This window comes from Natronomonas marina (assembly GCF_024298905.1).
Taxonomy (GTDB): domain Archaea; phylum Halobacteriota; class Halobacteria; order Halobacteriales; family Haloarculaceae; genus Natronomonas; species Natronomonas marina.
Genome location: NZ_CP101154.1, coordinates 2043363 through 2065618, shown reverse-complemented (window position 1 = coordinate 2065618; position 22256 = coordinate 2043363). Strand labels below are relative to the sequence as shown.

The following is a 22256-nucleotide window of genomic DNA, read 5'->3' as shown; positions in this document are numbered from 1 at the left end:
AGACATCTCGGGGCAGAGTATCCGGTAATGGCAGCTACCCCGGAACGGGACGAACGGACGGTCGGGCTTCAAGCGCACTCCACGTCGCCGGAGCGGACGGTCTTCACTGAACCCGACAACAGCGACGGGTGGATAGCGACGGACTACACTGTCGATATCGAGCGGTAGCCGTCGACCGCGCGGAGACCTCTCTTTCCTACCGGACTCGGCCCCGAGTCTCTGCGCTGTCGGCCGTCGAGTACCGAACCGAATAGGCGTAGCGTACGCGTCGCACAGGAAAGGAGGTCGCTCTCAGTGCGTTGCCGACTCGAGGACCAGGGTGTCGTCCTCGAGGTAGTGTTCGAGGTGGTGAGCGTGGTCCTCGAGCGTCTCGAGTTCGTCGCGGAGGATCTCCTCGGTCGTGTAGTCGCCGAGGTCACGTACCAGGGCGATGTGGTCCCGCATCGTCTCGATCATCGTGCCCATCATCTCCAAGTCGTTGGCCAGCGAGGTCCGGATGTCGTAGACGTCGTCGCCCTCCGGTTCGACGGGGGCGTGCTCCTCGAAGGTCGAACCGCCCGACAGCGGGACGCCGCCGATGGCCTGGGCGCGCTCGGCGAACAGGTCGGCGGCGAGTTCGACGTCCTCGGCGACGTCGCCGAGGTACTCGTGGAGTTCGAGGAACTCCGCGCCCTCGACGTTCCAGTGGTGCTTCTTGAGCTGGTGGTACAGCACGTAGCTCGCGGCGAGGTCGGTGTTCAGTGCGTCGACGATCTGTTCGGCCTTGTCCTCGTCGATTCGGAGCGCCTCGCTCTCCTCGACACTACCGGCCTGACGACGGACGGTTTCCTGGGTGCTCATACGGGTGAAAGTAGGTGCGCAACCAACTTAAACCTTCCCGTCTTGATAAAGAGTTTTTGGCTATCCAAAAATATTCATCAGTATCTATGAAAATCATGTCGTCTCACCGGACGGTACGGGCAGTCGGCCGGCGGCCGTCCGGTCCCGACTCGCGCGACTCGGCCCTGCGGAGCTTTCGCACGCCCGCGTCCGTTCAAAAGCTCTTTTATGCAGTGATGCAGTACGAAGGAGTACAGCCTACGCGGGGTTGTGATGCTCCTAGCCGGATTCAGGACAAACGCGTCCGTCGGGGCGCGAGAACCGCCCGCGGCACCGGTGCCGCGCGGCGTTCGACGGCGGGGGAGCGCGAGCCCGCGCGTGGGAGGAGCAACTACAGACAATGTCAGTGTACGTAGATTTCGACGTGCCGGCCGACCTCGAGGACGACGCCATCGAGGCGCTCGAGGTCGCCCGGGACACGGGTACCGTGAAGAAAGGGACCAACGAGACGACGAAAGCCGTCGAGCGCGGCAACGCCGAACTCGTCTTCATCGCCGAGGACGTCAGTCCCGAGGAGGTCGTCATGCACCTCCCGGAGATAGCCGACGAGAAGGAGACGCCGTACGTCTTCATCGAGACGCAGGACGATATCGGTCACGCGGCCGGTCTCGAGGTCGGTAGCGCTGCGGCGGCCATCGTCGACGCCGGCGAGGCCTCCGCGGACGTCGAGGACATCGCCGAGAAGCTCGAGGAGCTCCGGTAGGTGACCGAGGATGAGCGCTGAAGAAGAAGGGGGCGGCGCGACCCCTGCCGAAGTGATCGAAGTCGTCGGCAAGACCGGCATGCACGGCGAAGCCATGCAGGTCAAGTGCCGGATCAAGGAGGGCGAAAACCAGGGCCGCATCATCGCCCGGAACGTCCTCGGGCCGGTGCGCGTCGGCGACATCCTGCAACTTCGCGAGACCGCTCGCGAGGCCGACTCCATCGGAGGTCAGTAACGATGCCACAGACCAGAGCCTGCGACTACTGCGGGGCCGACATCGAGCCCGGTACCGGGACGATGTTCGTCGCCAACGACGGCACCATCACGCACTACTGTTCGGCCAAGTGCGAGAAGAACGCCGACCTGAACCGCGAGCCCCGGGACGTCGAGTGGACCGAGGCCGGTGCCGGCGCTCCGGCGGCCGAGACGGCCGACGAGGCCGACGAGGACGCCGAAGCCGAGACCACCACCGAGGCCGAGACGCCCGACCTCGAGGCAGCCGAGGAGTCCGAGACCGAGGCGGTCGACGACGAGACGGAAGCGGACGCCGACGAGGAGGACGAGGCTGCGGCCGCAGACGACGAACCCGACGGTGACGACGAGGCCGATACCGAGGCCGACGACACGGAAGACGACACGGAGGACGACGCCGAGACCGACGACGAGGAGGTCGAGGCCTGATGGCCGAGACCGAACGTACCTTCGTGATGGTCAAGCCGGACGGCGTCCAGCGCGGTCTGATCGGGGAGATAATCTCCCGGTTCGAGGACCGCGGTCTGAAGCTGGTCGCCGGGAAGTTCATGCGCATCGACGACGAGCTGGCCCGCGAGCACTACGCCGAGCACGTCGACAAGCCGTTCTTCGAGGACCTCAAGTCGTTCATCACTGCCGGCCCGGTGTTTGCGATGGTCTGGGAGGGCGCCGACGCCGTCGCGCAGGTCCGGACCATGATGGGCGAGACCGACCCCGCCGAGTCCGACCCGGGCACCATCCGGGGCGACTTCGGGCTGGACCTCGGCCGCAACGTCATTCACGGCTCCGACACCGAGCCCGGCTCCGCCGAGCGCGAAATCGGGCTGTTCTTCGACGACGAGGAACTGCTCGACTACGAGCGCATCGACGAGACCTGGCTCTACGAGTAACACCCGCTTTTAGTTCATCGGGTGTCCTCGCGCACCCCTCCGGGCCGCGCGGACACCACTCGTCGTAACAGGTACGGAACGGCGTTCGCGGAGCGAGGTTCGCACTCCGCTACGCGGTCACCGAGCGCAGGTAGCGACGAGTGACCGACGCGCCGGCGGCACGCGGCAGGAACGGGACACGGCTTTTCCCTCCGTTTTCCCCGACCGGGGGCTGCGAAGCGGCCCGACGGAGGTGCAAAAAGCGGGTGTTACGCGACGTCTATCTCGCCGGCGTCGAGTTCGGCCTCGACCTCACGGGCGGCCTGGACCATGTTCTCCATCTTCCGGTAGGCGACCTCGCGGGGCAGCAGTTTCACGCCGCAGTCCGGCGAGACGGTCAGCCGCTCCGGCGGGACGACCTCGAAGCCCCGCACGATGTTCTCCTTTATCTCCTCGACGGACTCGACCTCCGAATCGTGGACGTCGACGACGCCCAATGCGAGGTCCTTGGTGAACTCGGGCTCTTTGAAGACGTCGAGCTGTTCGTAGTCGCCGTTTGCGAGTTCGAGGTCGTACTCGTGGACGGGCATGTCCAGGATCTCGGGGTAGATGCGGGAGTAGTCGCCGTAGCAGACGTGCAGTCCGAGCCGGACGTCCTCGGGGACGCCGTCGGCGATGTGTTCGAGACACTCTCCGACGATGGCGTGGTCGTCCGGCGTCGTCGCCAGCGCGGGCTCGTCGATCTGGATGTAGCGCGCGCCGGCCTCGACGAGGCGGTTGATCTCCTCGTTGACCAGGTCGGCCAGTTCGTAGGCCAGTTCCTCCTCGGTGTCGTACTGTTCGTTGAACGACCACGACGCCAGCGTGTAGGGCCCGGTGATCGGGACCTTCACGGGTCGGGTGGCGACGCCGGTGGTGAACTCGAACTCGTCGACGAGCCACGGCTCGTCGTAGCCGACCTCCTCGACGACGGAGGGCTTGTCGAAGTAGTTGTGACCCCACACCTTGACGGGGCCGTTGAACTCGTAGCCGTCGATGCGGTCGGCGAAGTACTCGACCATCTCGTTGCGCCGCATCTCGCCGTCGACGACGACGTCCAGACCTGCCCGGACGTGTTCGTCGGTGATGAGGCGGGCGGCGTCGTCCAGCGCTTCGGCGAGGTCCTCGTCGTCGAAGTCGTGGTCGTCGTCCTCGGCCAGTTCCTTCGCCCGGTTGAGCCACTTCGGCTTGGGGTAGGAGCCGACGACCGTCGTCATCAGGAAGTGGTCGGTCGGGTGTTCCGGCGGGCGGAACTGCTCGCGGGTGTCGGGAAGGTCGCTCATCGGGACACCTCCGCGGGGGCGGCGGCCAGCGCCTCCAGTTTGGCCTCGAACCTGTTGACCGGCAGGTAGAACAGTTCGGTGTTGGCCGTCGCGTACACCGTCTCGAATGACTGAGCGGGGACGTTCTCTTCGACCCACTCGACGCGCTCGGCGATTTCGGCGGGCGTCTCGACGAGCGTGTTCTGCCCGTCGACGACGCCGACCGCTATCGACTCCTTGGTCCCGTACTCCTGGATGTTGTAGACGTTTTCCTCGTGGTCGTTGACGAAGTCGAAGCCGATGGCGTCGACGTCGGCGTCCATCAGGTGGGCGTAGGGCTTCTCCGGGATGGCGCCCCAGTAGGTGTGGACGACGACGTCGGTGTCGGCGTCGGCGGCCGCGGCGACGCGGTCGATTGCGGCGCTGGCCCGCCTGTCCTCGCCGTCTCCCGGTGGGTCAGTCACCAGCGACGGTTCGAGCAGAAACAGCGTCTCGACCTCGGGCAGGGCCTCGGTTTCGCCGGCCAGGAACTCCGCGACGCCGTCGAGGAACGCGGCCTCGTCGCCGTAGTGTTCGTCGGTCGCAAGCTCCGACAGCGAGTACGGTCCCGGCAGGACGGCCTGGTCGACGGCGCCGGCGGCGTCGAGTTCCGCGGCGACGTCGCCGTCGTAGCTCAACTCGCCGGTGACCACCGGCTCCCGGTAGAAGTTGTTGTTGTCGTAGTAGCGGACGATACCGCGGGTCTCGACGTTGTCGTGGACGACCAGGGGATGGGCGAGCATGTCGTCCCACCGCAACTGCCCCTCGACGATGCGGTCCAGGCCGGCCGCCTCTTGGGTCTCGACGACCTCGTTGCGTGCGCGGTCGTAGGCCTCGAGGACCGCCTCGCCTTCGTCGCCGGATATCAGGTCGTCCTTCTGGTGACCCTTCAGGTCCGAAAGCTCCTCTTTCGCCCAGTCGGGCAGCGGGAACAACCCGGGCGTCGTCGCGATTACCTCCGTCATTACCCGTCGCTACGGAATGACGGAGTTTAATATTTCCTACTCAGGTATTATCTATGGTTATTTCGAGGACGACCAGCCGCTCGAAGGGGAACGATTCGTCGGCCAGTTCCCGCGTCGAGAGTCCGGCGGCCGCCGCCAGTTCCGAGACCGCCTCCAGGTCCGTCAGCGTCGAGACCAGGAGGTAGGCGCGGCCGCCCGGCGCGAGGACGCGTCCCACGTCCCGGAGGAACGGCCGGACGACGCGGCGGCCGTCCTCGCCACCCGAGAGGGCGTGCTCCAGCGGGTCGTCCCACTCGCGTTCCGGCGGCGTCGGCAGGTACGGTGGGTTACAGACCACGACGTCGAAGCTCCCGTCGACGAACGGGTCCAGCAGGTTCGCCCGGACCGTCTCGACGCCGGCCTCGCGGGCGGCCGCGCAGGCGTCGGGGTTGATGTCGCTACCGAGGACGCGGGCGCCGGTCTCCTCGGTGATCCGCGCCGCGACGTAGCCCGAGCCGACGCCGACCTCCAGTACCGAGTCGTCGCCGTCTACCTCTTCGACCGCCACGTCGGCCAGGAGCCGGGAGTCCTCGGCCGGTTCGTACACCGTCGGCATCTCCCGTCGGTCCGAGAGGGTCACGAGTTCGGTTCCCCGTCGTCTTCGGAGTCGTCGGACTCCGAAGCGCCGGACTGGTCGTCGCTCTCTACCCCCGGCCGGCTGCGTTTCCCGTGCTCGTCCTCGACGGGTTCGGTCAGGGTGTCGTCCTCGGTGGCCGGGTACACCTCCGAGCCCTCCCGACGCGGGTGCGGACTCGACACGTCCGCCTCCCCGTCCTCGACGAGCTGTGCTGCGCTCTCGAGGTCGTCATCCGCCTCGCCGTCGCCGTCGTCGGTGTCGTCTTCGTCCCCGTCGGGGTCGCCGCCGCCGCCGTACTCGTCTTCGACCGGCTCCCTGACGGCGGTCGAGGTGTCGGTTCCCCCCGTCGACGCCGGGCGGACCGCTCGCTCGACGCGCCCGTCCACCGAGCCGTCGCCCGAGGTCGAAACTTTCAGGCCGTCGGTCTCGGAGCGACCCATGAGTTCCCGCTGGGGGAACGGTATCCTGATGTCCTCGGCCTCGAAGGCGGCCTTGACCGCCTCGATGACCTCGTTTTGGGCGCTGAGCTTCCGCTGGATGGTCGGGCGGTCGATCCAGTAGCGGAGTCGGAGCACCACCGAGGAGTCGCCGAAGGACTCGAGGACGACGTCCGGGTTCGGCGAGTCGGCGACCGCCTCACAGGACTCCATCGTCCGCTTTGCGATGGTCGCGGCCTCCGAGATGTCGTCGTCGTAGTCGATGCCGACCTCCGTGATCAGCCGCAGTCGCTCGGTCTTCGAGTAGTTGATGACCTCCTTGTCGGTGATGAGGTCGTTCGGGATGAGGAGGTGCTCCTCGTTGAACGTCCGCACCTGGGTGTTGAAGACGGTGATGTCGGTGACGATGCCCTCCTGTTCGCCGACGGTTATCCAGTCGCCGGCCTCGAAGGGCCGGCCGAAGAGGATGATCATCCCCGAGAGCACGTTGGCGAGCGTCTTCCGGGCGGCGAGGCCCAACACGACGCCGAGCACGCCGGCCCCCAGAAAGAGGTCGGCGGGATCCAGGCCGAACAGCCCGAAGATGAAAAGCGCAGCGACGAAGAAAAGCGACATCTGGACGAGGTGGTGGGACAGTTCCCGCTGGTGGGGGGAGATGCGACCGCCCTCCGACCAGTAGCGGATGACCCGTTTGGTCACCCGCGTCAGCATGTACGTCCCCAGGAGTGCGATGAAGCCGATGTAGAGGTTCACCGCCGTCTGGGTTCCCGGGACCAGTCGGCTCCCGAAGCTGTCGAGTTCGGTGATGGCGTCGCCGAACCGCCGCCAGATGATGACGAACAGCACGGCGTCGACCAGCGCCACGCCCATGATGGTCAGTGTGCGCGCGATCTCGACGAGCTCGGACGTGAACCGTCGCTTCAGCGGCTTGCCGCCGAGGTATATCAGGAAGACGGCGCCGACGAACCCGACGGGGATGGCGAGCGTCGCGAGGTACTGTTTCGGCCGGGTGTCGATGACGCCCTGGAGCCGCTGGACCCACCGCCAGTACCAGGGTATCAGGAGCGTTGGCGTCGCTGACATGGCGGCTATCCGAGCGTGTGGGGTCGGCTCTCGGTCATGCGCGCTGGACCTCCACGACGGTCCGGGTCAGGCGGGCGAACGCCGCCGGCGGCACCTCGCCGGCCCGCTTGCTCATGAGTGACTCGTCGGCCGCCTCAACCACGGCCTCGGGCTCCTCGATGCCCGAGATGTGGGTCGTGTTGCGGATCGCGTTCCGCATCGTCTTCCGTCGCTGCGTGAAGACTGCCCGCACCACGGCCTCGAACCGCTCGTCGTCGGGTACTTCGTATTCGGGTTCGCTCGGCGTCGTCCGGACCACTGCGCTCTCGACGGCCGGCGGCGGCGAGAAGGCCTCCTTCGGCACCGGCTCGACGATTTCGATGTCGGCGTAGTGGCCCGCGGTCACCGACAGCCGGCCGTACTCGTCGGTCCCCGGCTCGGCCGCCATCCGCTCGGCGAACTCCTTTTGGAACATCAGCACCGTCGGTCGCTCCTCGGGGAGCAGCCGGAACGCTATCTCCGAGGAGACGCCGTACGGGAGGTTCGACACCGAGGCGGTGAAGTCCGGCAACTCGACCTCCAGGGCGTCGCCCTCGATGACGGTCAGCGTTCCGTCAGCGACGGCGTCGGCGAACTCCGTCTCGAGGAATGTAGCGAGCGTCGGGTCCCGCTCGACGACGGTCAGGCGGTCGGCGGCCCCAAGCAGGCGGTCGGTGAGTGCGCCGGTACCGGCGCCGATCTCCAGCAGGTGGGCGGTGTCGGCGTCGTCGGGTAGGTAGCCCGGCAGCCGGTCGAGGACCCGGTCGTCGACGAGGAAGTGCTGGTCGCGGTCGGGGTCGCCGCGGACGCCGGCACGGGCGAGGAGTGCGTCGGGGTCCCGCATCTTTCCCGGTCCTACGCCGGGGGGCCGTATATGGTTCACCATTCGGTGCTCCTGGCCGCACGGCGGTCTACTCGTCGGACCGGCGAGCGAAGATCCGGTACTTGAGGTCTTCTTCGCGGAGCTCCTCGAGGATGCGTTCGACGAGCACGTCCCGCGGGTTGTGCAGTCCCGAGACCCGCTCCTCTATCTCCTCGAAGCTCTCGAAGGGCTTGCGCTTGCGCTCGTCGAGGACGTTGTTCCGCAGTTTCTTGCCGATGCCGGGCAGCAGGTTCAGGATGTGCAGCCGGGTCGTGATCGGCTGGGCGTCGTTGTAGAAGTCGACGAACCGCCTGGCGTCGGCGTCGATGATCTCGTTTATCGCGTGCTTGATCTCCGATTCGGCCGTGCTGGTGAGATCGGCGTACTCGACGTCGTGGAGGTCCTTGACGTCGTCGCCGGGCGGGTCGATCTGTACCCGGTCGCCGATGTTGACGCCGGCGTCGTCGGTCAGAGCGATCTCGACCAGACGGAAATCCGTCTCGCCGAGCGCGAACGCGACCGGCGACTTCTCGTACTGGGGCCGGTCGTCTGACGGGCTCCCTCGCGGCAGGAAGTCCACGACGATGGCCGTCGTGGGTTCGGTGTCGGCTCCGGAATCGCTCATACGCCGTAGGTACGGGGAGGCGGTATTTAAAACGGGTGCCGACTCATACGGATCGTCGTAACGATTTACCGGTGATCGCCGATCCCGCACGGGCGATCACCGGTAAAAGACTACAACAACCCGTATCAGGCGTACTTGGCGACGACGTCGAGAACCTCGTCGAGTTCATCCCCCGACAGCGAGTACCGCTCCTGGGCGAACACCGAACGGAGTTCGTCGCGGTCCTCGGGAAGGAGGTTCGCTATCTTGTAGGCGGTCGCCTCGTCGACCTTCTCGATAGCCAGCAGTTCCTCCACCAGTTCCCGGGACTCCTCGACGTTCAGGAAGGCAAAGCGGTTGACGTGCTCGATGGCGCGGGCGAGTTCGTACCGCATCTCCCGATCCTCGTCGAGGGCGCGCTCGTTTTCGATCTCGGCGAGCAGTTCCTTCGCCTCGGGCGTGGTGAGATACTCCTCGTCGAGGACCTCCTTGAATATCGTCATTCCTCTTGCCGGCGGAGGTGTGCGGCGGCGGCGATGACGGTCTTTGTCACGCCGCCGTCGACGATCTCGACCTGGAACGCGTTGCCCTGCTGGCCGACGACGGTGCCGGTTCGGCCGTTGAACCGGGGGTGGAACTGGCCGTCCGGGACCGAGGGGTCGAGCTTGAGGTGGACTTTCTCGCCGTCCTCGTAGCGCTCGACGGACCGCTGCGGCGGGGAGGTGCCCCGCTCTCTGGGGTTGTTTCGTAGCTTGTTCCGCGTCGCCTGCCGAGGTCCGTTGGAACTGGGCATTCTTGAAGGGACCTAATCAGGTCCCACACATAAAAGGTGCGTTCCGGCCGCGCTCCTTCCCCGAGCGCCCGCTCGCTGCGGGCCCGCTGCGGCCGCGTGCGAAGTATCCACACTACGAACTATCAAAGTAACGGACACGAGCGGTCGATCCCGCCGCCGTCGACGGTCGAACGCGGAGAAGGGGCCTCAGATGCGGCCGACTTCGTCGACGTCGACGCTCTCGACGCCCTCGACGCTCCCGAAGGCGTCCTCGACGGCGTCGGTGCCGCCGCCCTCGTCGGGGATGATGACCGTCGGGAACAGCGCGATGAGACCGAACGCGACGTCCTCGCGGTCGACGCGGCTGATCTTCGCGCCCTCCGGCAGGGCGTTCTCGAGGCGGTCCTGGAGGGCGTCCAGGTCCACGTCGGGGCTCTCCGGCATGACCTTCATCTTGGCTGCGACCTTGCCCATGATTACGGCCCCATGAACCCGCAGTCCGGGCACTCGTAGAGGTTGCTCTGCTTGCGACACTTCGCACAGCGGTAGATCAGGTGTCCGCAGTCGGGACACTTGAACTTCGCCGCGTTCGTCCCCGAGATGTTGATCCCGCAGGAGATGCACTTGCGCTCCCTCCGTTGGGCACTCTCGCTACTCATATCTCGTGGTGGGTCGCCGCGACATTTAACTCTTACAATACCGCCCGGACGCGCTGGCCGCGACACCCCTCCGGGACCCGGGGAGTGGTCACGCCGACCGTTCGCCCACCCTGACGAGTTGCTTGCCGATCTTGGTCCCCTCGAACAGGCCCAGGAACGCCTCGGGGGCGTTCTCAAGCCCCTCGACGACGTTCTCGCGGTACTGGACGTCCCCGTCGGCGACCCACGTCGAGAGGCGGTCGAGCGCCTCGCCCCACCGCCCCTCGTAGTCGCGGACAAGGAACCCCTCGACGGTGCCCCGCGTCTCGACGAGTTTGCCGAGTTTCCGCGGACCGGTCGGCAGTTCGGTCGCGTTGTAGAGCGCGATCTGTCCGCAGACTGCGACCCGCGACCGGACGTTCAACAGCGGCCAGACGGCGTCCGTTATCGGCCCCCCGACGTTGTCGAAGTAGACGTCGACGCCCTCCGGACAGGTCTCTTCCAGCGCCGTCGAGACGTCGCCGTCGTCGTAGTTGATGGCGGCGTCGAAGCCGACCGACTCGAGCCACTCGACCTTCTCGTCGGCGCCCGCGATGCCGACGACGCGAGCCCCGGAGAGGGCGGCTATCTGCCCGACGACGCTGCCGACCGCGCCTGCGGCGGCGCTGACGACGACGGTGTCGCCCGGCGTCGGTTCGGCCACGTCCGTCGTCCCGAAGTAGGCCGTCACACCGGGCATCCCGAGGACGCCCAGCGCCGCCGATATCGGTCCCCGGTCGGGGTCGACCGTCCGCAGGTCGCGCCCCTCGCAGACGGCGTAGTCGGCCCACCGCAGGTCGCCCGTCACCACGTCGTCGGCCTCGAAGTCCGGGTGGTTCGACTCGACGACCTCGCCGACGACGCCCGCCCGCATCGGGTCGCCGACGTCCCACGGTTCCGCGTAGGATTCGGCGTCTCGCATCCGCCCGCGCATGTACGGATCGACGGACATGTAGAGGGTCCGGACCAGTACCTCGTGGGCTCCCGGGGTCGGGACGTCCGTCTCGACCATCTCGAAGTTCTCCATCGTCGGTTCGCCGGACGGACGACTCGCAAGCAACCACTGCCGGTTCGTGTCGGCTCGGTTCCCCATGCTTCCCTCTCGCTGCCGTCACACAAAAGCGGTCCCCAACCGGTGGACCCTTGCGAGTTCGCGCCGACCCGTCGGTATGGACGCTGTGCGTGCGACGGCCCGTGACCTCCGGGCCGAGGCCGACGCGACCGACGAGCGCCGGTTGCTCGTCCTCGCCGGCGGCCGCGAGACCGGCTACCGGGCCGCCCGTGCGGCCTGCGAGGCGGCCGACCTGACGGCGGTGTCGCTGTCGGAGCGCGACGTGGTCGGCGAGCGCCTCTCGCCGGACCGGGCCGGCGACCTGCTCGGGGAGACCCACGACTGCGTCGTCGTCGATTGCCACGACGCCTGCCGGCCGAACGCGCTCGGACGGGCCGCCGGCGCCGTCGACGGGGGCGGCCTGCTCCTGTTCGTGACGCCGCCGCTCGATGCGTGGCCGGCGACCCGCGACGGCTTCGACGAGACGCTCGCGGTACCGCCGTTCGAACTCGACGACGTCGACGGCGTCTTCCGGCGGCGCCTCGTCGGGACGCTCCGTGCCCACCGCGGCGTCGCCGTCGTCGACGTCGACGCCGGGACGGTCGAGCGGAGCGGCCTGACGGACCCGGCACCCCGGCGGCTGTCGTCGCCGGTCGCCCCACCCGACTCGCCCGCCTTTCCCCGCGCCGTCTACGACGCCTGCCTGACCGCGGATCAGCGCGACGCCGTCGCCGCCTGCGAGCGACTCCGCGAGTCCGGCACCGCCGTCGTCCTCGAAGCCGACCGCGGGCGTGGGAAATCCAGCGCAGCGGGGCTGGCGGCCGCCGCACTCGCGGCGGAGGGCCGGGACGTGCTGGTTACCGCGCCGGGCTACCGCAACGCCGCGGCGGTCTTCGACCGGGCCGCCGAGTCCCTTGAGACGCTCGGTGCGCTCGCGGCGGACCGACGCGAGACCGACGCCGCCCACGAACTCCTCGCCGACGGCGGCGGCCGGGTCCGGTTCCGGAAGCCACCCGAGGCGGTCGAGGACGACGCCGACGTCCTCGTCGTCGACGAGTCGGCCGCGCTCCCGGTCGGCCTGCTGGAGGCGCTGCTCGAGGTCGCGCCGTCGGCCTGCTTTGCGACGACCGTCCACGGCTACGAGGGGGCCGGACGGGGATTCGACGTCCGATTCCGGGACCGCCTCGCGACGGCCCGCGACGTGACCGACGTTTCGCTCGGGGACCCCATCCGGTACGCGGCGGCCGACCCAGTCGAAGTGTGGCTGTTCCGGGCGCTGCTCTTGGATGCCCGGCCGGCCGTCGAACCGCTGGTCGCCGATGCCAGGCCCGGGGCGGCCACCTACGAACGACTCGACCCCGCCGAACTCGCGGCCGACGAGAACCGCCTCCGGGAGGCGTTCGGCCTGCTGGTCGAGGCCCACTACCGGACCGAACCCGACGACCTCGCCCGGATGCTGGACGCACCCAACATCGCGCTGCGGGCGCTGTCGGTCGACGGTCACCTCGTCTCGGTCGCACTTTTGGCCCGCGAGGGCGGCCTCCCGGCGGAGACGCGCCGCGAGATGTACGGGGGCGCGCGCGTCCGGGGGAACATGCTTCCCGACGTGCTGACGAGCCAGCTACGGGACCCCGAGGCGGCCGCCCCGGTCGGTCTCCGCGTGATGCGCATCGCCACCCACCGGGCGGCCCGCTCGCGGGGATTCGGCTCTCGCCTGCTGGACGCCGTCGCCGCGGAGTTCGACGCCGACGCCGACCGCCCTGCCGGGGGCCGCTTCGACGCCGACGCCGTCGACTACCTCGGCGTCGGCTACGGCGCCACGCCCGGTCTGCTGGAGTTCTGGGCCGACAACGGCTACCGGACGGTTCACCTCTCGACGACCCGCAACGACGAGAGCGGCGAGTACTCGGCGCTGATGGTCCGGCCGCTGTCGGCGGTCGGCGAGGACCTCGCCGACCGCCACGCCGCGTGGTTCCGCCGGCGGGTCGGGAGCGTGCTGGCCGACGCCCTCGACGACGCCGACCCCGACGTCGTGCGGGCCGCCCTCGCCGCCACCGACGGAATCGTTCCGCTCGACCTCACGGACGCCGAGTGGCGCCTCGTCGCCAGCGCCGCCTACGGTCCCGGTCTCTACGACGTCGCGCCCCGGCCCTTCCGGCGACTGGCGTTGCGGGCGCTCCTCGACGGCGCCCTCGACGACGACGAGGAGCGCCTGCTCGTCCGGAAGGTGCTGCAGGCGCGGCCCTGGAGCGAGACCGCCGACGAACTCGGCTACGTCTCCGAGCGGACCTGCATGCGCGCGCTCGGTGACGCCTACCGGCCGCTCGTGGACCGCTACGGGACCGCGGTCGCACGCGAGGAGGCCGACAGGTACCGCTGAACGGTCCCGTTTCAGGCTCCGTCGTCGTCCCCGACCAGCCGTGCCATCACGTTCGCTTCGGCCTCCCGGAGCAGTTCCGAGGCCGTCCCGGCCGCGACGCCGAGCGCGGCGGCGACGTCGGCGAGCGATGCCTCGCGGGGCGACCCGTAGTACCCCAGTTCCGTCGCCGTCGCCAGTGCCTCCCGCTGGCGGTCGGTAACCGCGCCGAGGGCGCGCTGGTGGCGTCGGTCGTAGCTTCCGACGCGGCGCACCTCGACCCCGACGTCGGCCACCGCGCGAAGGTCCTCGACCAGCGTCGTCAGCCCGGTCGGCCGACCGACGACGGTCATCAGGAGGTCCCCGTTCCCGTCGAAGACGACGGGCGGCACGACCACGAGCCGCAACTCCGCGAACGGCTCGAAGAACGCCGTCTGTGATTCGGTGTACTCCTCGCAGGCGTAGGCGTAAAACGACGCCTCGTCGACGACGGAAAGCTCGCACCACCGGACCTGCTCCACCTCGGCGACGCGCTCGCGGTAGGCGTCGACGTCGCCCTCCACGTAGAACAGGAGGAACTGGACGTCGTCCCGCGAGAGGTTCCAGGCCAGCATCTCCTCGCGCTGCATCGCCTCGGAGGTCGCGAGGAACTCCTGCATCGGGTGCCGCATCCACGCGGGCTGGTCGAGCCGGATTCGCACGTACCGCATACCCGGTCCTGGACCCGCATTCAAAAGAAGCCTAGGAATATCGGGACAAGCGACACCGCGAGCGGGACCGAACGACCGGTATGGCCCGACGCACGGCGAACGGCCGCGAGGCGGACGGCGCCGACGCGGAACTCCCCTCGGAGACGCCGCCGGGTCCCGACGGACTGCCGGTGCTCGGGAACGTCCGGGACCTGGTCGCCGACCCCCGCGGGTTCTACGAGGAGATGAGCGAGTACGGCGACGTCGTGAGCTACAGCGTCCCTCGCATGGACTTCTGCACCGTGCTGCACCCGGAACTCGTAGAGCGCGTGCTGGTGACCGACAACGACGCCTTCGAGAAGTTCGGGTTCGAGGACCTCGGCGGCGACTTCATGAGCGAGGGGCTGCTCCTGGCGGAGGGCGAGCAGTGGCAGCGTCAGCGACTGGCCGCCCAGGAAGCCTTCACGCCGGAGCGAATCCGCACCTACGGCGAGGCGATGGGCCGGTACGCCGAGGAGATGGTCGACGGCTGGACCGACGGCGACGTGGTCGAACTCGACCGCGCGTTCTCGCGGCTGACGCTGCGAATCCTCTCTCGGTCGCTGTTCGACCTCGAGTTGGCCGCGGACGCCGAGGTCGTCACCGAGATGGCGGCAGCCATCAACGACCGGGGCGACCTCGACGGGGTGTCGACGTTCGTCCCGATGTGGGTGCCGACGCCCCGGAACCGCCGGTTCCGGCGGGCGGCATCGACCTTCGAGGAGTTCGTCGACGACCTCGTCGCGGAGCGCCGCGGGTCGACCGACGCCTACGACGACCTGCTGGCGTCCCTGATGGCGGCCCGCGAGGACGGCGGGGACCTCTCCGAGGCCGAACTCAGAGACAGCATGGCGACGTTCCTCTTCGCGGGGCACGAGACGACCTCGCTGGCGCTGACGTACCTCGTCCTCCTGGTCGCCCAGCACGACGACGTCCGGGACTGCCTCGACGAGGAGTACGCGACCGTCCTCGGCGGCCGTCGCCCCGCCGTCGAGGACCTCCCCGACCTCGAGTACACCGGGCGGGTCGTCGACGAGACGCTCCGGCTGTACCCGCCCGCCTACATCCTCTTCCGGACGGCTCGCGAGGACGTCGAACTCGGCGGCTACCGGATTCCCGCGGGGACGAACGTGACGCTGCCGCAGTTCTTCGTCCACACCGACGAGCGCTGGTACGACGACCCCGGCACGTTCGACCCCGACCGCTGGACCGACGGCTTCGAGGACTCGCTGCCGGAGTACGCCTACTTCCCGTTCGGCGGCGGCCCTCGCCACTGCATCGGGATGCGCTTTGCGATGCAGGAACTGAAGACTGTCGTCCCGACCGTCCTCCAGCGCGTGGAGTTCGAACTGGTCTCCGACCCGGACCCGGAGTTGGACATGGCGATAACGCTTCGGCCCTCCGACCCCGTGCGGGCGACCGTCCGCGAGCGGTGACGCCGCGTCCGGTCGCGTCCGAACCCCCACCGTTTTCACCGCTCGCCCGAACCCGTATCCGTGTTCCACGGAGACCCGTTCCTCGTCGCGCTCCTCCTTCTCGTCGCCGGCGTCATCGGGAGCGTCCTGCCGCTGGTCCCCGGCGGCCTGCTCTCGACGGCCGGCGTCCTCTACTACTGGTGGGCGACCGGCGAGCCGGCGGTCCTCGTCGTCGTCCTCCTCGTCACGCTCGGGCTGTTCACGGTGGTCGTCGACTGGCTCGGCGGCGCCATCTCCGCCCGCGTCGGCGGCGCCTCCCTCGGGACGACGGCGGCCGCGGCCGTCGGCGGCCTCCTCCTGGCGTTCGTGCTCGGCCCCATCGGCGTCGTCCTCGGCGTCTTCGCCGTCGTCTTCGCCCTGGAGTACCGCCGCCACGGCGACGTCGAGGGCGGCGCCCGGACCGCCGCCTACGCGACCGCCGGCATCCTCGTCTCGACGGTCATGCAGGTACTCCTGACCGCGACGGTGCTGGCCGGGTTCCTGCTCGTCGTCTGACCGCAACGGCTGTTAGTCGGCCCGCCGTAGGGCCGCCATGGAGTGTACCGAGGAGGGCTGTTCGGAGCCGGCGGCGGTCCGGCTCCACGTCCCGTGGGACGAAAACAGGGTCGTCTGTACGGGTCACGCCAGAGTGTACGCACAGAAGGACGGCATCGTCGCCGACCCGCTCGAGTCGGCCGACGAGGAACTCCCCTAGCCGAGTCGCTTGGCCAGCATCACCTCGTCGACGTACTCCGCGCCGATCTTGTAGTGGTCCTCACGGACGGCCTCGGTGTCCCAGCCGCGCTCCTCCAGGAACTCGATGGCCTCCCCGTTCGTCGACGGGACGCTGTTGTACAGTTTCTCGAAGTCGTTGTCCAGCGCCCAGTCGACGCCGCGGTCCAGCAGTTTCGTCCCGATGCCGTGCTCCCGGTACTCGTCGATGACGCCGACGGTCAACTCGGCGGTGTGGGCGAGTTTCTCTATCTCCGGCGCGTTGACGTGGACCCACCCGACCACGTCGCCGTGGACCGTCGCGACGAAGAAGACCCGCGACTGGACCTCGTTGTGCCGCAGCAGGACGTCCTCGCTCTCGACGACGTCGGCGATGGTCTCGCCCTCGATGTATGTCTCCTCCGAGAGCGCCTCCCGGATGGCGCCGACCAGCCCCGTCAGGTCGTCCTCGCGGGCCTGCCGGATGGTCACCTCCAGTCCCTCGTCGACGAACGTCTCCTCGCTATCGTCCTCGAAGGCGACCTGCAGGTCGTCCGCTTCGGTCCGCGAGACGACGCCGTCCCGCCGGAGGACGGCGACGTGGTGGCCGAACGCCTCCGGACTCATGTTCAGCGCCCGGCGCGCGTCCTCGTAGTCGACGGTCCCGTACCGCTCGATGTACTCGTAGATGTCCTTGCGGTCCCGGTGACTGAACTCGAGTTCGTCGGAGAACTGCATGTCACCCGGTAACACCAACCACTACATAAAATTATTGCCGCAACCGGTAGCTCGATTACTTCCGGCCGGCCCGCCGGCCGCTCAGTAGTGCGACCAGGTCTCGCGGTGGTCCCGCTCCGGGACGTGCGTCAGCATCACGGCCGTCTCGCGGATGCTGTGGGTGTCGACGAGCAGTTCGGCCGCCTCCCGGACCGTGTAGGTCCCCTCCAGATCGGACCCGTAGCAGGCCGCGTACAGTTCGAGCCAGTCGTTGAGCGCACGCTCCAGCAGGGCGAACTCGGCGTCGTCGAACCGGAAGTTCTCGCCGGTGCGGGCCTCGATGTAGAGGGCGACGACCTTGCCGACGCCGTCCGTGAGGTACCCCAGGGCCGCCTCCTCGTCCGGCGGGTCCGGGGGCGGATCGAAGGTCTCTCGGTCCCGACGCGCGCGTTCCGAGAGCTCGGCGATACGTCCCGGAACGTCGCTCATCCGTCCCTGAACTCGACGCCCTTGCCGCCGGCAGGGTGTTCCCACTCCGTGTCGGCGACGATGGCGCAGGTGCCGCACTCGACGCAGGGCTGGGTGTCGAGGCTGACGACCTGCTCTTCGCTGCCGTTGGTCTTGACCGTCTCCTCGCGGTAGCAACCGCCGCCGAAGTCACGGGCACTGACCGGACAGGCCGTCACCGCCGTCCCGCTGGCGTCGTAGCTGTTGTCGACGAGTTCGATGTGGGGGTCGCCCACGTCGTACGTCAGGTCGCCGATGCGGTCGTCCAGTTCCGGCGGCTCGATGGTGCTCTCGCCGTCGACCGGTTCGCCGAGCGTCTCGGCGACCACCCGCGGCACCGTCACGTACGACGTTCGGGTGTCCGGGATCATCCCCAGCAGGAACGGGGAGTTGAACGCCCGCTCGATGGCGCCGTCGAACAGTTTCACGCCGGCCCGCCCGACGGCGGAGTCGACGAGACCGCTGCCTACCTTCGTCACGAGGTCGCTCTCGGAGAGCGCACGGGTCATCCGGTAGCGCTTCGGGCGCAGTTTGCCCATCACGCCCTCGTCGACGAGCTTCCGCTCGTAGAGACCGCCGGCCGCCCCCGGATTCCCGCGGGACTTGGCCTCCGCGAAGGCTTCGGCGGCTAGCCCGCCGGCGCTCACGGCGTGGTTCATGCCCTTGATTATCGGCCCCTGGGCCTGCATCTGGCCGGCGGCGTCGCCGACCAAGAGCAGCCGGCCCTCGTGGGGCGAGGGGTGGGCCGCCTTCTTCGAGTCGGGGACGAGTTTCGCCGAGTACTCCCGTTCGTGGTACTCGCCGTCGAACCACTGGTCGAGCAGTGGGTGCGTCAACAGCGCGTCGAGCAACTCGTGGGGTTCGGCCCGCTCTTCGGCCAGCGAGTCGAGGTGGAACACCGTCCCGATGGACAGCGAGTCCTCGTTCGTGTAGAGGAACCCGCCGCCGCGGACGCCCTGGAAGAGGTCCCCCGAGAAGAGGTGGGCGACGCCGTCGTCCGGCGCCACGTCGAACTGCTCGTTGACGACGTCGGGCTCCATGTCGACGACGGCCTTGACGCCCTGGAACCACTCGTCCGGTTCTTCCCAGTCCATCAGGCCGGCGTCCCGTGCCAGTTCGGAGTTGACGCCGTCGGCGGCGATGATGACGTCGGCCGTTATCGGGTCGATCTCGTCGCAGGTGACGCCGACGATCTCACCGCCCTCCCGCAGCAGGCCGTTGACCCGGACCTCCGTCAACAGCCCGCCGCCGGTCTCGCGGGTCTTCTCGTGGACCCGCTCGGCGAGCCACGAGTCCATGTGCCGGCGCAGCACCGCGTCGCACCACTCGGTGTCGTGGTGGTGGATGTCGTGGAGGTCGAACGTCTTGACCTTCTCGCCGGCCAGGTTGTGGATGTAGTACTCCGAGATCGGCCGCTCGGCTGCCTCCTCGCGGAACCCATCGAACAGCGAGTCGATGGTGTAGGGCGCCGACTCCTCGGCGTAGATGAGGCCGCCCGAGACGTTCTTCGAGCCGGCGTCGACGCCACGCTCGAGGACGAGCGTCTCGACGCCCTGGTCGGCCAGCGTCGCCGCCGCGGCGGCCCCGCCCGGCCCGGCGCCGACGACTATCGCCTCGTAGTGCTCGTAGTCGTCAGTCATCGCTCACCTCCGCGACCGCACGCGAGAACTCGCCGGCCTCCAGCGCCTCCGTCAGCCGCGGCAGCACCTCGAAGAGGTCCCCCTGGATGTAGTAGTCCGAGAAGTCCTTGATGTCGGCGTCGGCCTCGGTGTTGATGGCGACGATGGTGTCCGATTCGTCCATGCCGACCTTGTGCTGGACGGCCCCCGAGATGCCGGCGGCGATGTACAGCTCCGGCTCGACGACCTGGCCGGACTCGCCTATCTGGCGCTCCTCGGCCACGTAGTCCTCGACGTGGCCGTCGAACTGGTAGGAGGCGGTGATGACGCCCCGCGAGAGACCGAGGTCGGCCTCCTCGAAGGCGTCGACGAGGTCGAGTCCCAGTTCCATCCCCTTCGTCGGGTCCTCGCCGATGCCGCGCCCCAGCGCAACGACCACCTCGTTGCCGGTGAGGTCGACCCCGCCGTCCAGCTGGTCGTGGTCGGTCACGTTGACGTGGAACCACTCCGCCGGCAGGTCGAGGTCGTGCTCGACGACCTCGCCTTCGGGTTCCGGTTCGGCCTCCGGAATCTCGAAACTGCCCGGGATGACCGACGCGCCCTGCGGGTGGAAGTCCCGGTGGGGCTTGTCGATACAGAGGATGGTCGAGTACTCGAAGCCCGAGAAGTCCGGCCGCTTCATGTGCAGCACCTTCTCGAATGTCTTGGACTCGCCCGGCGTGCCGGTCTTGGCCGGGTTCGAGATGTCGGCCGCGTCGATGTACAGCCCCGAACAGTCCGAGGCCAGCCCCGAGTCGAGTTCCCCCTGGACGAGCGCCGAGAGGTCCCGGCCGTTGTTCGTCGCCGGGAAGACCGTGTAGCGGGGCTCGTGGTAGTCCCGCCAGTCGGCCTCCCAGTCGCGGCACATGTGACAGAAGATTTCGGTGTACGGCCGGTGCCGGAACCGGTCGAGCTGTTCGTCCTCGTGGTAGACGACGCGGTCGGCGCCGTAGGCGAGACACTCCTCGGCGAGCTCTTCGACCCCGTCGCCGATGAGCACCGCGATCACCTGCTCGTCCTCGTCGTAGTCGTCGTTGTACCCGTCCATCAGCTCCCGGGCCTTGCCGAGCATCTCCCGGGAGACGTCGATGAGTCCGCCCTGCTGGGTCTCACAGTACACCCACATGTCCCGGTACTCGCCGCCGACGGTCCCCTCGACGTACCGCTTGTCGTTCGTCGGGTGGTCCAGTTCCGGGTACTTCTCCTCCGGCGGGACGTACTCGACTTCGGTCTCCTCGCCGTCGTCCTCCTCGAGGTTGTTTATCTTCTTCTCGATCTGGGATTTGGCACCCTTGCGGTCCTTGCCTTCCTTTTCGCGCTCGAGGACGTCCCGGAGGACCTCCACGTCCTCGATGTCGCGGATCATGTTGGCAACGTCGGCGACGGTCAACTCCGAGAGGTCGACCGTCTCCGGGTCGACTTCCTCCTCCTCGCCGCCGACCTTCTCCAGGCGGTCCTCGATGAGCGTCACGACGGGGGCACGGTCCTCGCCGCCCTTCTCGAGGGCCAGCATCTCCTCGAGTTCCTGCTCGTCGTCGACGTCCTTGATCTTCGGTCCCAGTTCCGCGATGTCGTGTTCTGTCGGGTCTATCTCCGGCATCTAGTCACCTCCGGCGTAGGCCGCGATTTCCTCGAAGACCGCTTCCATCTCCGCTTCGTCGTCCGGTTCGACGACCGTCGCCTCGCGCTCGGAGGGCGCCTTCGGGATGGGGTCGACGCCGGCCACGATGGTCGGCGACCCGTCCAGCCCGATGTAGTCCGGGTCGAGGTTGAGGTACTCGTGGTTCCACATGTGGAAGTCCTCGTAGTCCGTCGGCTCCTTGTCGGTGTCGTCGTCGAGGTGCTCGCCGAATTCCGCCGCGCGCTTGCGGGTCTCGGCCCGGAAGTCCTTGTGTCGGAGGCGGTGGTCGGCCTTCCGGTAGGTGGGTTCGAACTCGGGGTCGGCCACGATGAAGGCCGGGAGTTCGGTCTCGACGGTCTCGATCTCGGAGACGTCGCCCTCCACCAGCCGTTTCGTCCGGACGACGCCCTCGTCTTCGGCGATGTCGATGGCGACGACGTGGGTGACGAGCGGGTAGTCCGGCAACTCGTCGTTGAGGCTCAGACACCACTCGGTCTGGGGACCGGTGTGGCCCGTCTCGCCGTCGGCGGTCTTGAACCCCGCAAACAGCAGGTCCGGCGGTTCCTCGAGGTACTGGATGCCCGTCGAGACGGTCATCGCCGTCGCCCAGGTGTCGGCCGCGCCCATCTCGCGGTCCGAGAGCAGATAGAGGTCGTCGGCGTAGACGTCCCGCATGCCCTCCTGGAGGATTTCGGCGTATCCCGGCGGGCCCATGCTCATAAGCGAGACGTTGCCGCCGTGACGAACCTTCGTCTGTAGGGCCGCACGTAGCGCGTGCTTGTCGTTCGGGTTCATCACCGTCGGCGTCTTCCCCCGCTCGAGGTGACCGTCCTCGTCGAAGGATACCTGCCCCTCCCGGAAGTCGGGGACGCCTTTCGTCAGTACGAGTGTGTCAATCGTCATTCCTTCTCGTGTTATGGAGTACCACCAGCGACTAATAGTTTTTATCACGAAACCGTGGAGTGGGAACGGCACAGCGGTCGCTGGACGGATGGAGAGCGCGCGGGGGCTGGCGGTCGACTACCCCCGGTCGGTCAGATGCGTCCGGCTCGTCCCGGGTCGACGTCGATGGCGTCGACCGGACAGACGTCGACGCACAGCATGCAGTCGATGCACTGGTCCTCGCTGGTCGGGTTTGCCTTGATCTCGCTTTCGGGGTGGTCCGGCGTGTCGACCCACTCGAAGACATCGACCGGACAGTCCTCGAGACACGCGCCGTCCGCGATACAGATGTCGAAGTCGACGGCGACGTGGGTGCCGCGGATGCCGAGTTTCTCCGGGGGCTCGGTCGGTCCCCAGACGTCGACGCCGTGTTCTTGGCCCTCGTTCTCTCTGTTCTCCTCGAAGTTCGGGTCGATGGCCATTGCTACCTCTTA

General features: G+C 68.1%; 28 protein-coding genes. 9 read left to right on the top strand and 19 right to left on the bottom strand.

The genetic code is table 11. From position 1 onward, the window contains the following. Positions 1–27 precede the first annotated feature (27 nt). A complete protein-coding gene (locus NLF94_RS11170) occupies positions 28–168 on the top strand; it encodes a hypothetical protein (RefSeq protein WP_254837703.1) in 141 nt (46 codons plus the stop codon). 123 nt (positions 169–291) lie between these two features. Here the strand turns inward: NLF94_RS11170 and dpsA are convergent, their stop codons facing one another. Further along, the gene (gene dpsA / locus NLF94_RS11165; protein ID WP_254837702.1) at positions 292–840 is read right to left on the bottom strand and encodes a DNA starvation/stationary phase protection protein DpsA; all 549 of its coding nucleotides are present in this window, start codon (positions 838–840) and stop codon (positions 292–294) included. Positions 841–1219: 379 nt separating this feature from the next. Between dpsA and rpl7ae the strand changes: the two genes are divergently transcribed. From rpl7ae to ndk, 4 genes are read left to right on the top strand one after another with little or no spacing between them, the layout of a single operon-like run. Beyond that, a complete protein-coding gene (rpl7ae, locus tag NLF94_RS11160) occupies positions 1220–1582 on the top strand; it encodes a 50S ribosomal protein L7Ae (RefSeq protein ID WP_254837701.1) in 363 nt (120 codons plus the stop codon). Between the two features lie 10 nt (positions 1583–1592). Further along, the gene (locus tag NLF94_RS11155; protein ID WP_254837700.1) at positions 1593–1817 is read left to right on the top strand and encodes a 30S ribosomal protein S28e; all 225 of its coding nucleotides are present in this window, start codon (positions 1593–1595) and stop codon (positions 1815–1817) included. 2 nt (positions 1818–1819) lie between these two features. Continuing rightward, positions 1820–2263: a 50S ribosomal protein L24e gene (locus NLF94_RS11150; protein WP_254837699.1), complete on the top strand. Its 444-nt coding sequence runs from the start codon at positions 1820–1822 to the stop codon at positions 2261–2263. Further along, positions 2263–2724: a nucleoside-diphosphate kinase gene (gene ndk / locus NLF94_RS11145; protein WP_254837698.1), complete on the top strand. Its 462-nt coding sequence runs from the start codon at positions 2263–2265 to the stop codon at positions 2722–2724. Before NLF94_RS11150 ends, ndk begins: the two co-directional genes overlap by 1 nt. 248 nt (positions 2725–2972) lie before the next feature. Here the strand turns inward: ndk and NLF94_RS11140 are convergent, their stop codons facing one another. The 11 genes from NLF94_RS11140 to NLF94_RS11090 all read right to left on the bottom strand — a co-directional run bounded on the left by NLF94_RS11140 (position 2973) and on the right by NLF94_RS11090 (position 11170). Next, the gene (locus NLF94_RS11140) at positions 2973–4025 is read right to left on the bottom strand and encodes a methionine synthase (protein WP_254837697.1); all 1053 of its coding nucleotides are present in this window, start codon (positions 4023–4025) and stop codon (positions 2973–2975) included. Next, positions 4022–5008, bottom strand: coding sequence for a 5-methyltetrahydropteroyltriglutamate--homocysteine methyltransferase (locus NLF94_RS11135; protein ID WP_254837696.1), 987 nt, complete (start codon positions 5006–5008; stop codon positions 4022–4024). Before NLF94_RS11135 ends, NLF94_RS11140 begins: the two co-directional genes overlap by 4 nt. A gap of 40 nt (positions 5009–5048) precedes the next feature. Further along, on the bottom strand, positions 5049–5627 hold the full coding sequence (locus NLF94_RS11130; RefSeq protein ID WP_254837695.1) for a HemK2/MTQ2 family protein methyltransferase: 579 nt from the start codon (positions 5625–5627) through the stop codon (positions 5049–5051). Then, positions 5624–7144 carry a mechanosensitive ion channel family protein gene (locus NLF94_RS11125; protein WP_254837694.1) on the bottom strand — a complete coding sequence of 507 codons (1521 nt, stop codon included), beginning with the start codon at positions 7142–7144 and terminating at the stop codon, positions 5624–5626. The genes NLF94_RS11130 and NLF94_RS11125 overlap by 4 nt, the downstream gene beginning before the upstream one ends. Before the next feature lie 34 nt (positions 7145–7178). After that, positions 7179–8006: a 16S ribosomal RNA methyltransferase A gene (locus NLF94_RS11120; protein WP_254837693.1), complete on the bottom strand. Its 828-nt coding sequence runs from the start codon at positions 8004–8006 to the stop codon at positions 7179–7181. A 67-nt stretch (positions 8007–8073) separates the two neighbouring features. Continuing rightward, a complete protein-coding gene (locus NLF94_RS11115; protein ID WP_254837692.1) occupies positions 8074–8649 on the bottom strand; it encodes a DUF655 domain-containing protein in 576 nt (191 codons plus the stop codon). Positions 8650–8774: 125 nt separating this feature from the next. Continuing rightward, positions 8775–9131 carry an RNA polymerase Rpb4 family protein gene (locus NLF94_RS11110; protein ID WP_254837691.1) on the bottom strand — a complete coding sequence of 119 codons (357 nt, stop codon included), beginning with the start codon at positions 9129–9131 and terminating at the stop codon, positions 8775–8777. Next, positions 9128–9421 carry a 50S ribosomal protein L21e gene (locus NLF94_RS11105; RefSeq protein ID WP_254837690.1) on the bottom strand — a complete coding sequence of 98 codons (294 nt, stop codon included), beginning with the start codon at positions 9419–9421 and terminating at the stop codon, positions 9128–9130. The genes NLF94_RS11110 and NLF94_RS11105 overlap by 4 nt, the downstream gene beginning before the upstream one ends. 186 nt (positions 9422–9607) lie before the next feature. Next, positions 9608–9874 (bottom strand): elongation factor 1-beta, encoded by a 267-nt coding sequence (locus tag NLF94_RS11100; RefSeq protein WP_254837689.1) that lies wholly within the window; start codon positions 9872–9874, stop codon positions 9608–9610. Between the two features lie 2 nt (positions 9875–9876). Next, the gene (locus NLF94_RS11095) at positions 9877–10059 is read right to left on the bottom strand and encodes an HVO_2753 family zinc finger protein (protein WP_254837688.1); all 183 of its coding nucleotides are present in this window, start codon (positions 10057–10059) and stop codon (positions 9877–9879) included. Positions 10060–10147: 88 nt separating this feature from the next. Next, positions 10148–11170, bottom strand: a complete 1023-nt coding sequence (locus NLF94_RS11090) for an NADP-dependent oxidoreductase (protein WP_254837687.1) — start codon at positions 11168–11170, stop codon at positions 10148–10150. A 76-nt stretch (positions 11171–11246) separates the two neighbouring features. Between NLF94_RS11090 and tmcA the strand changes: the two genes are divergently transcribed. Beyond that, positions 11247–13508: a tRNA(Met) cytidine acetyltransferase TmcA gene (gene tmcA, locus NLF94_RS11085; protein WP_254837686.1), complete on the top strand. Its 2262-nt coding sequence runs from the start codon at positions 11247–11249 to the stop codon at positions 13506–13508. Between the two features lie 11 nt (positions 13509–13519). On the opposite strand, the gene NLF94_RS11080 is transcribed toward tmcA, so the two are convergent. After that, positions 13520–14194, bottom strand: coding sequence for a helix-turn-helix domain-containing protein (locus NLF94_RS11080; RefSeq protein WP_254837685.1), 675 nt, complete (start codon positions 14192–14194; stop codon positions 13520–13522). Positions 14195–14274: 80 nt separating this feature from the next. Between NLF94_RS11080 and NLF94_RS11075 the strand changes: the two genes are divergently transcribed. Genes NLF94_RS11075 through NLF94_RS11065 form a run of 3 tightly spaced genes read left to right on the top strand, consistent with a single transcriptional unit; the run spans position 14275 to position 16381 of the window. Beyond that, positions 14275–15648: a cytochrome P450 gene (locus NLF94_RS11075; protein WP_254837684.1), complete on the top strand. Its 1374-nt coding sequence runs from the start codon at positions 14275–14277 to the stop codon at positions 15646–15648. Between the two features lie 60 nt (positions 15649–15708). Next, positions 15709–16182 (top strand): DUF456 domain-containing protein, encoded by a 474-nt coding sequence (locus NLF94_RS11070; protein ID WP_254837683.1) that lies wholly within the window; start codon positions 15709–15711, stop codon positions 16180–16182. Positions 16183–16219: 37 nt separating this feature from the next. Continuing rightward, entirely contained in the window at positions 16220–16381 is a 162-nt protein-coding gene (locus NLF94_RS11065; RefSeq protein WP_254837682.1) for a DUF8014 family protein, read from the top strand. On the opposite strand, the gene NLF94_RS11060 is transcribed toward NLF94_RS11065, so the two are convergent. The 6 genes from NLF94_RS11060 to NLF94_RS11035 form a co-directional block, all read right to left on the bottom strand. After that, complete coding sequence (locus NLF94_RS11060) at positions 16378–17115, bottom strand: GNAT family N-acetyltransferase (RefSeq protein ID WP_254837681.1); 738 nt, start codon at positions 17113–17115, stop codon at positions 16378–16380. The two genes, NLF94_RS11065 and NLF94_RS11060, sit on opposite strands and share 4 nt — an antisense overlap. 81 nt (positions 17116–17196) lie before the next feature. Then, complete coding sequence (locus NLF94_RS11055) at positions 17197–17583, bottom strand: DUF8055 family protein (RefSeq protein ID WP_254837680.1); 387 nt, start codon at positions 17581–17583, stop codon at positions 17197–17199. Continuing rightward, positions 17580–19241, bottom strand: coding sequence for an FAD-dependent monooxygenase (locus tag NLF94_RS11050; RefSeq protein WP_254837679.1), 1662 nt, complete (start codon positions 19239–19241; stop codon positions 17580–17582). The genes NLF94_RS11055 and NLF94_RS11050 overlap by 4 nt, the downstream gene beginning before the upstream one ends. Continuing rightward, complete coding sequence (locus NLF94_RS11045) at positions 19234–20859, bottom strand: electron transfer flavoprotein subunit alpha/FixB family protein (protein ID WP_254837678.1); 1626 nt, start codon at positions 20857–20859, stop codon at positions 19234–19236. Before NLF94_RS11045 ends, NLF94_RS11050 begins: the two co-directional genes overlap by 8 nt. Next, positions 20860–21777 (bottom strand): electron transfer flavoprotein subunit beta/FixA family protein, encoded by a 918-nt coding sequence (locus NLF94_RS11040; RefSeq protein ID WP_254841420.1) that lies wholly within the window; start codon positions 21775–21777, stop codon positions 20860–20862. A gap of 137 nt (positions 21778–21914) precedes the next feature. Beyond that, positions 21915–22244 carry a 4Fe-4S dicluster domain-containing protein gene (locus NLF94_RS11035; protein WP_254837677.1) on the bottom strand — a complete coding sequence of 110 codons (330 nt, stop codon included), beginning with the start codon at positions 22242–22244 and terminating at the stop codon, positions 21915–21917. Between the last annotated feature and the right edge of the window lie 12 nt (positions 22245–22256).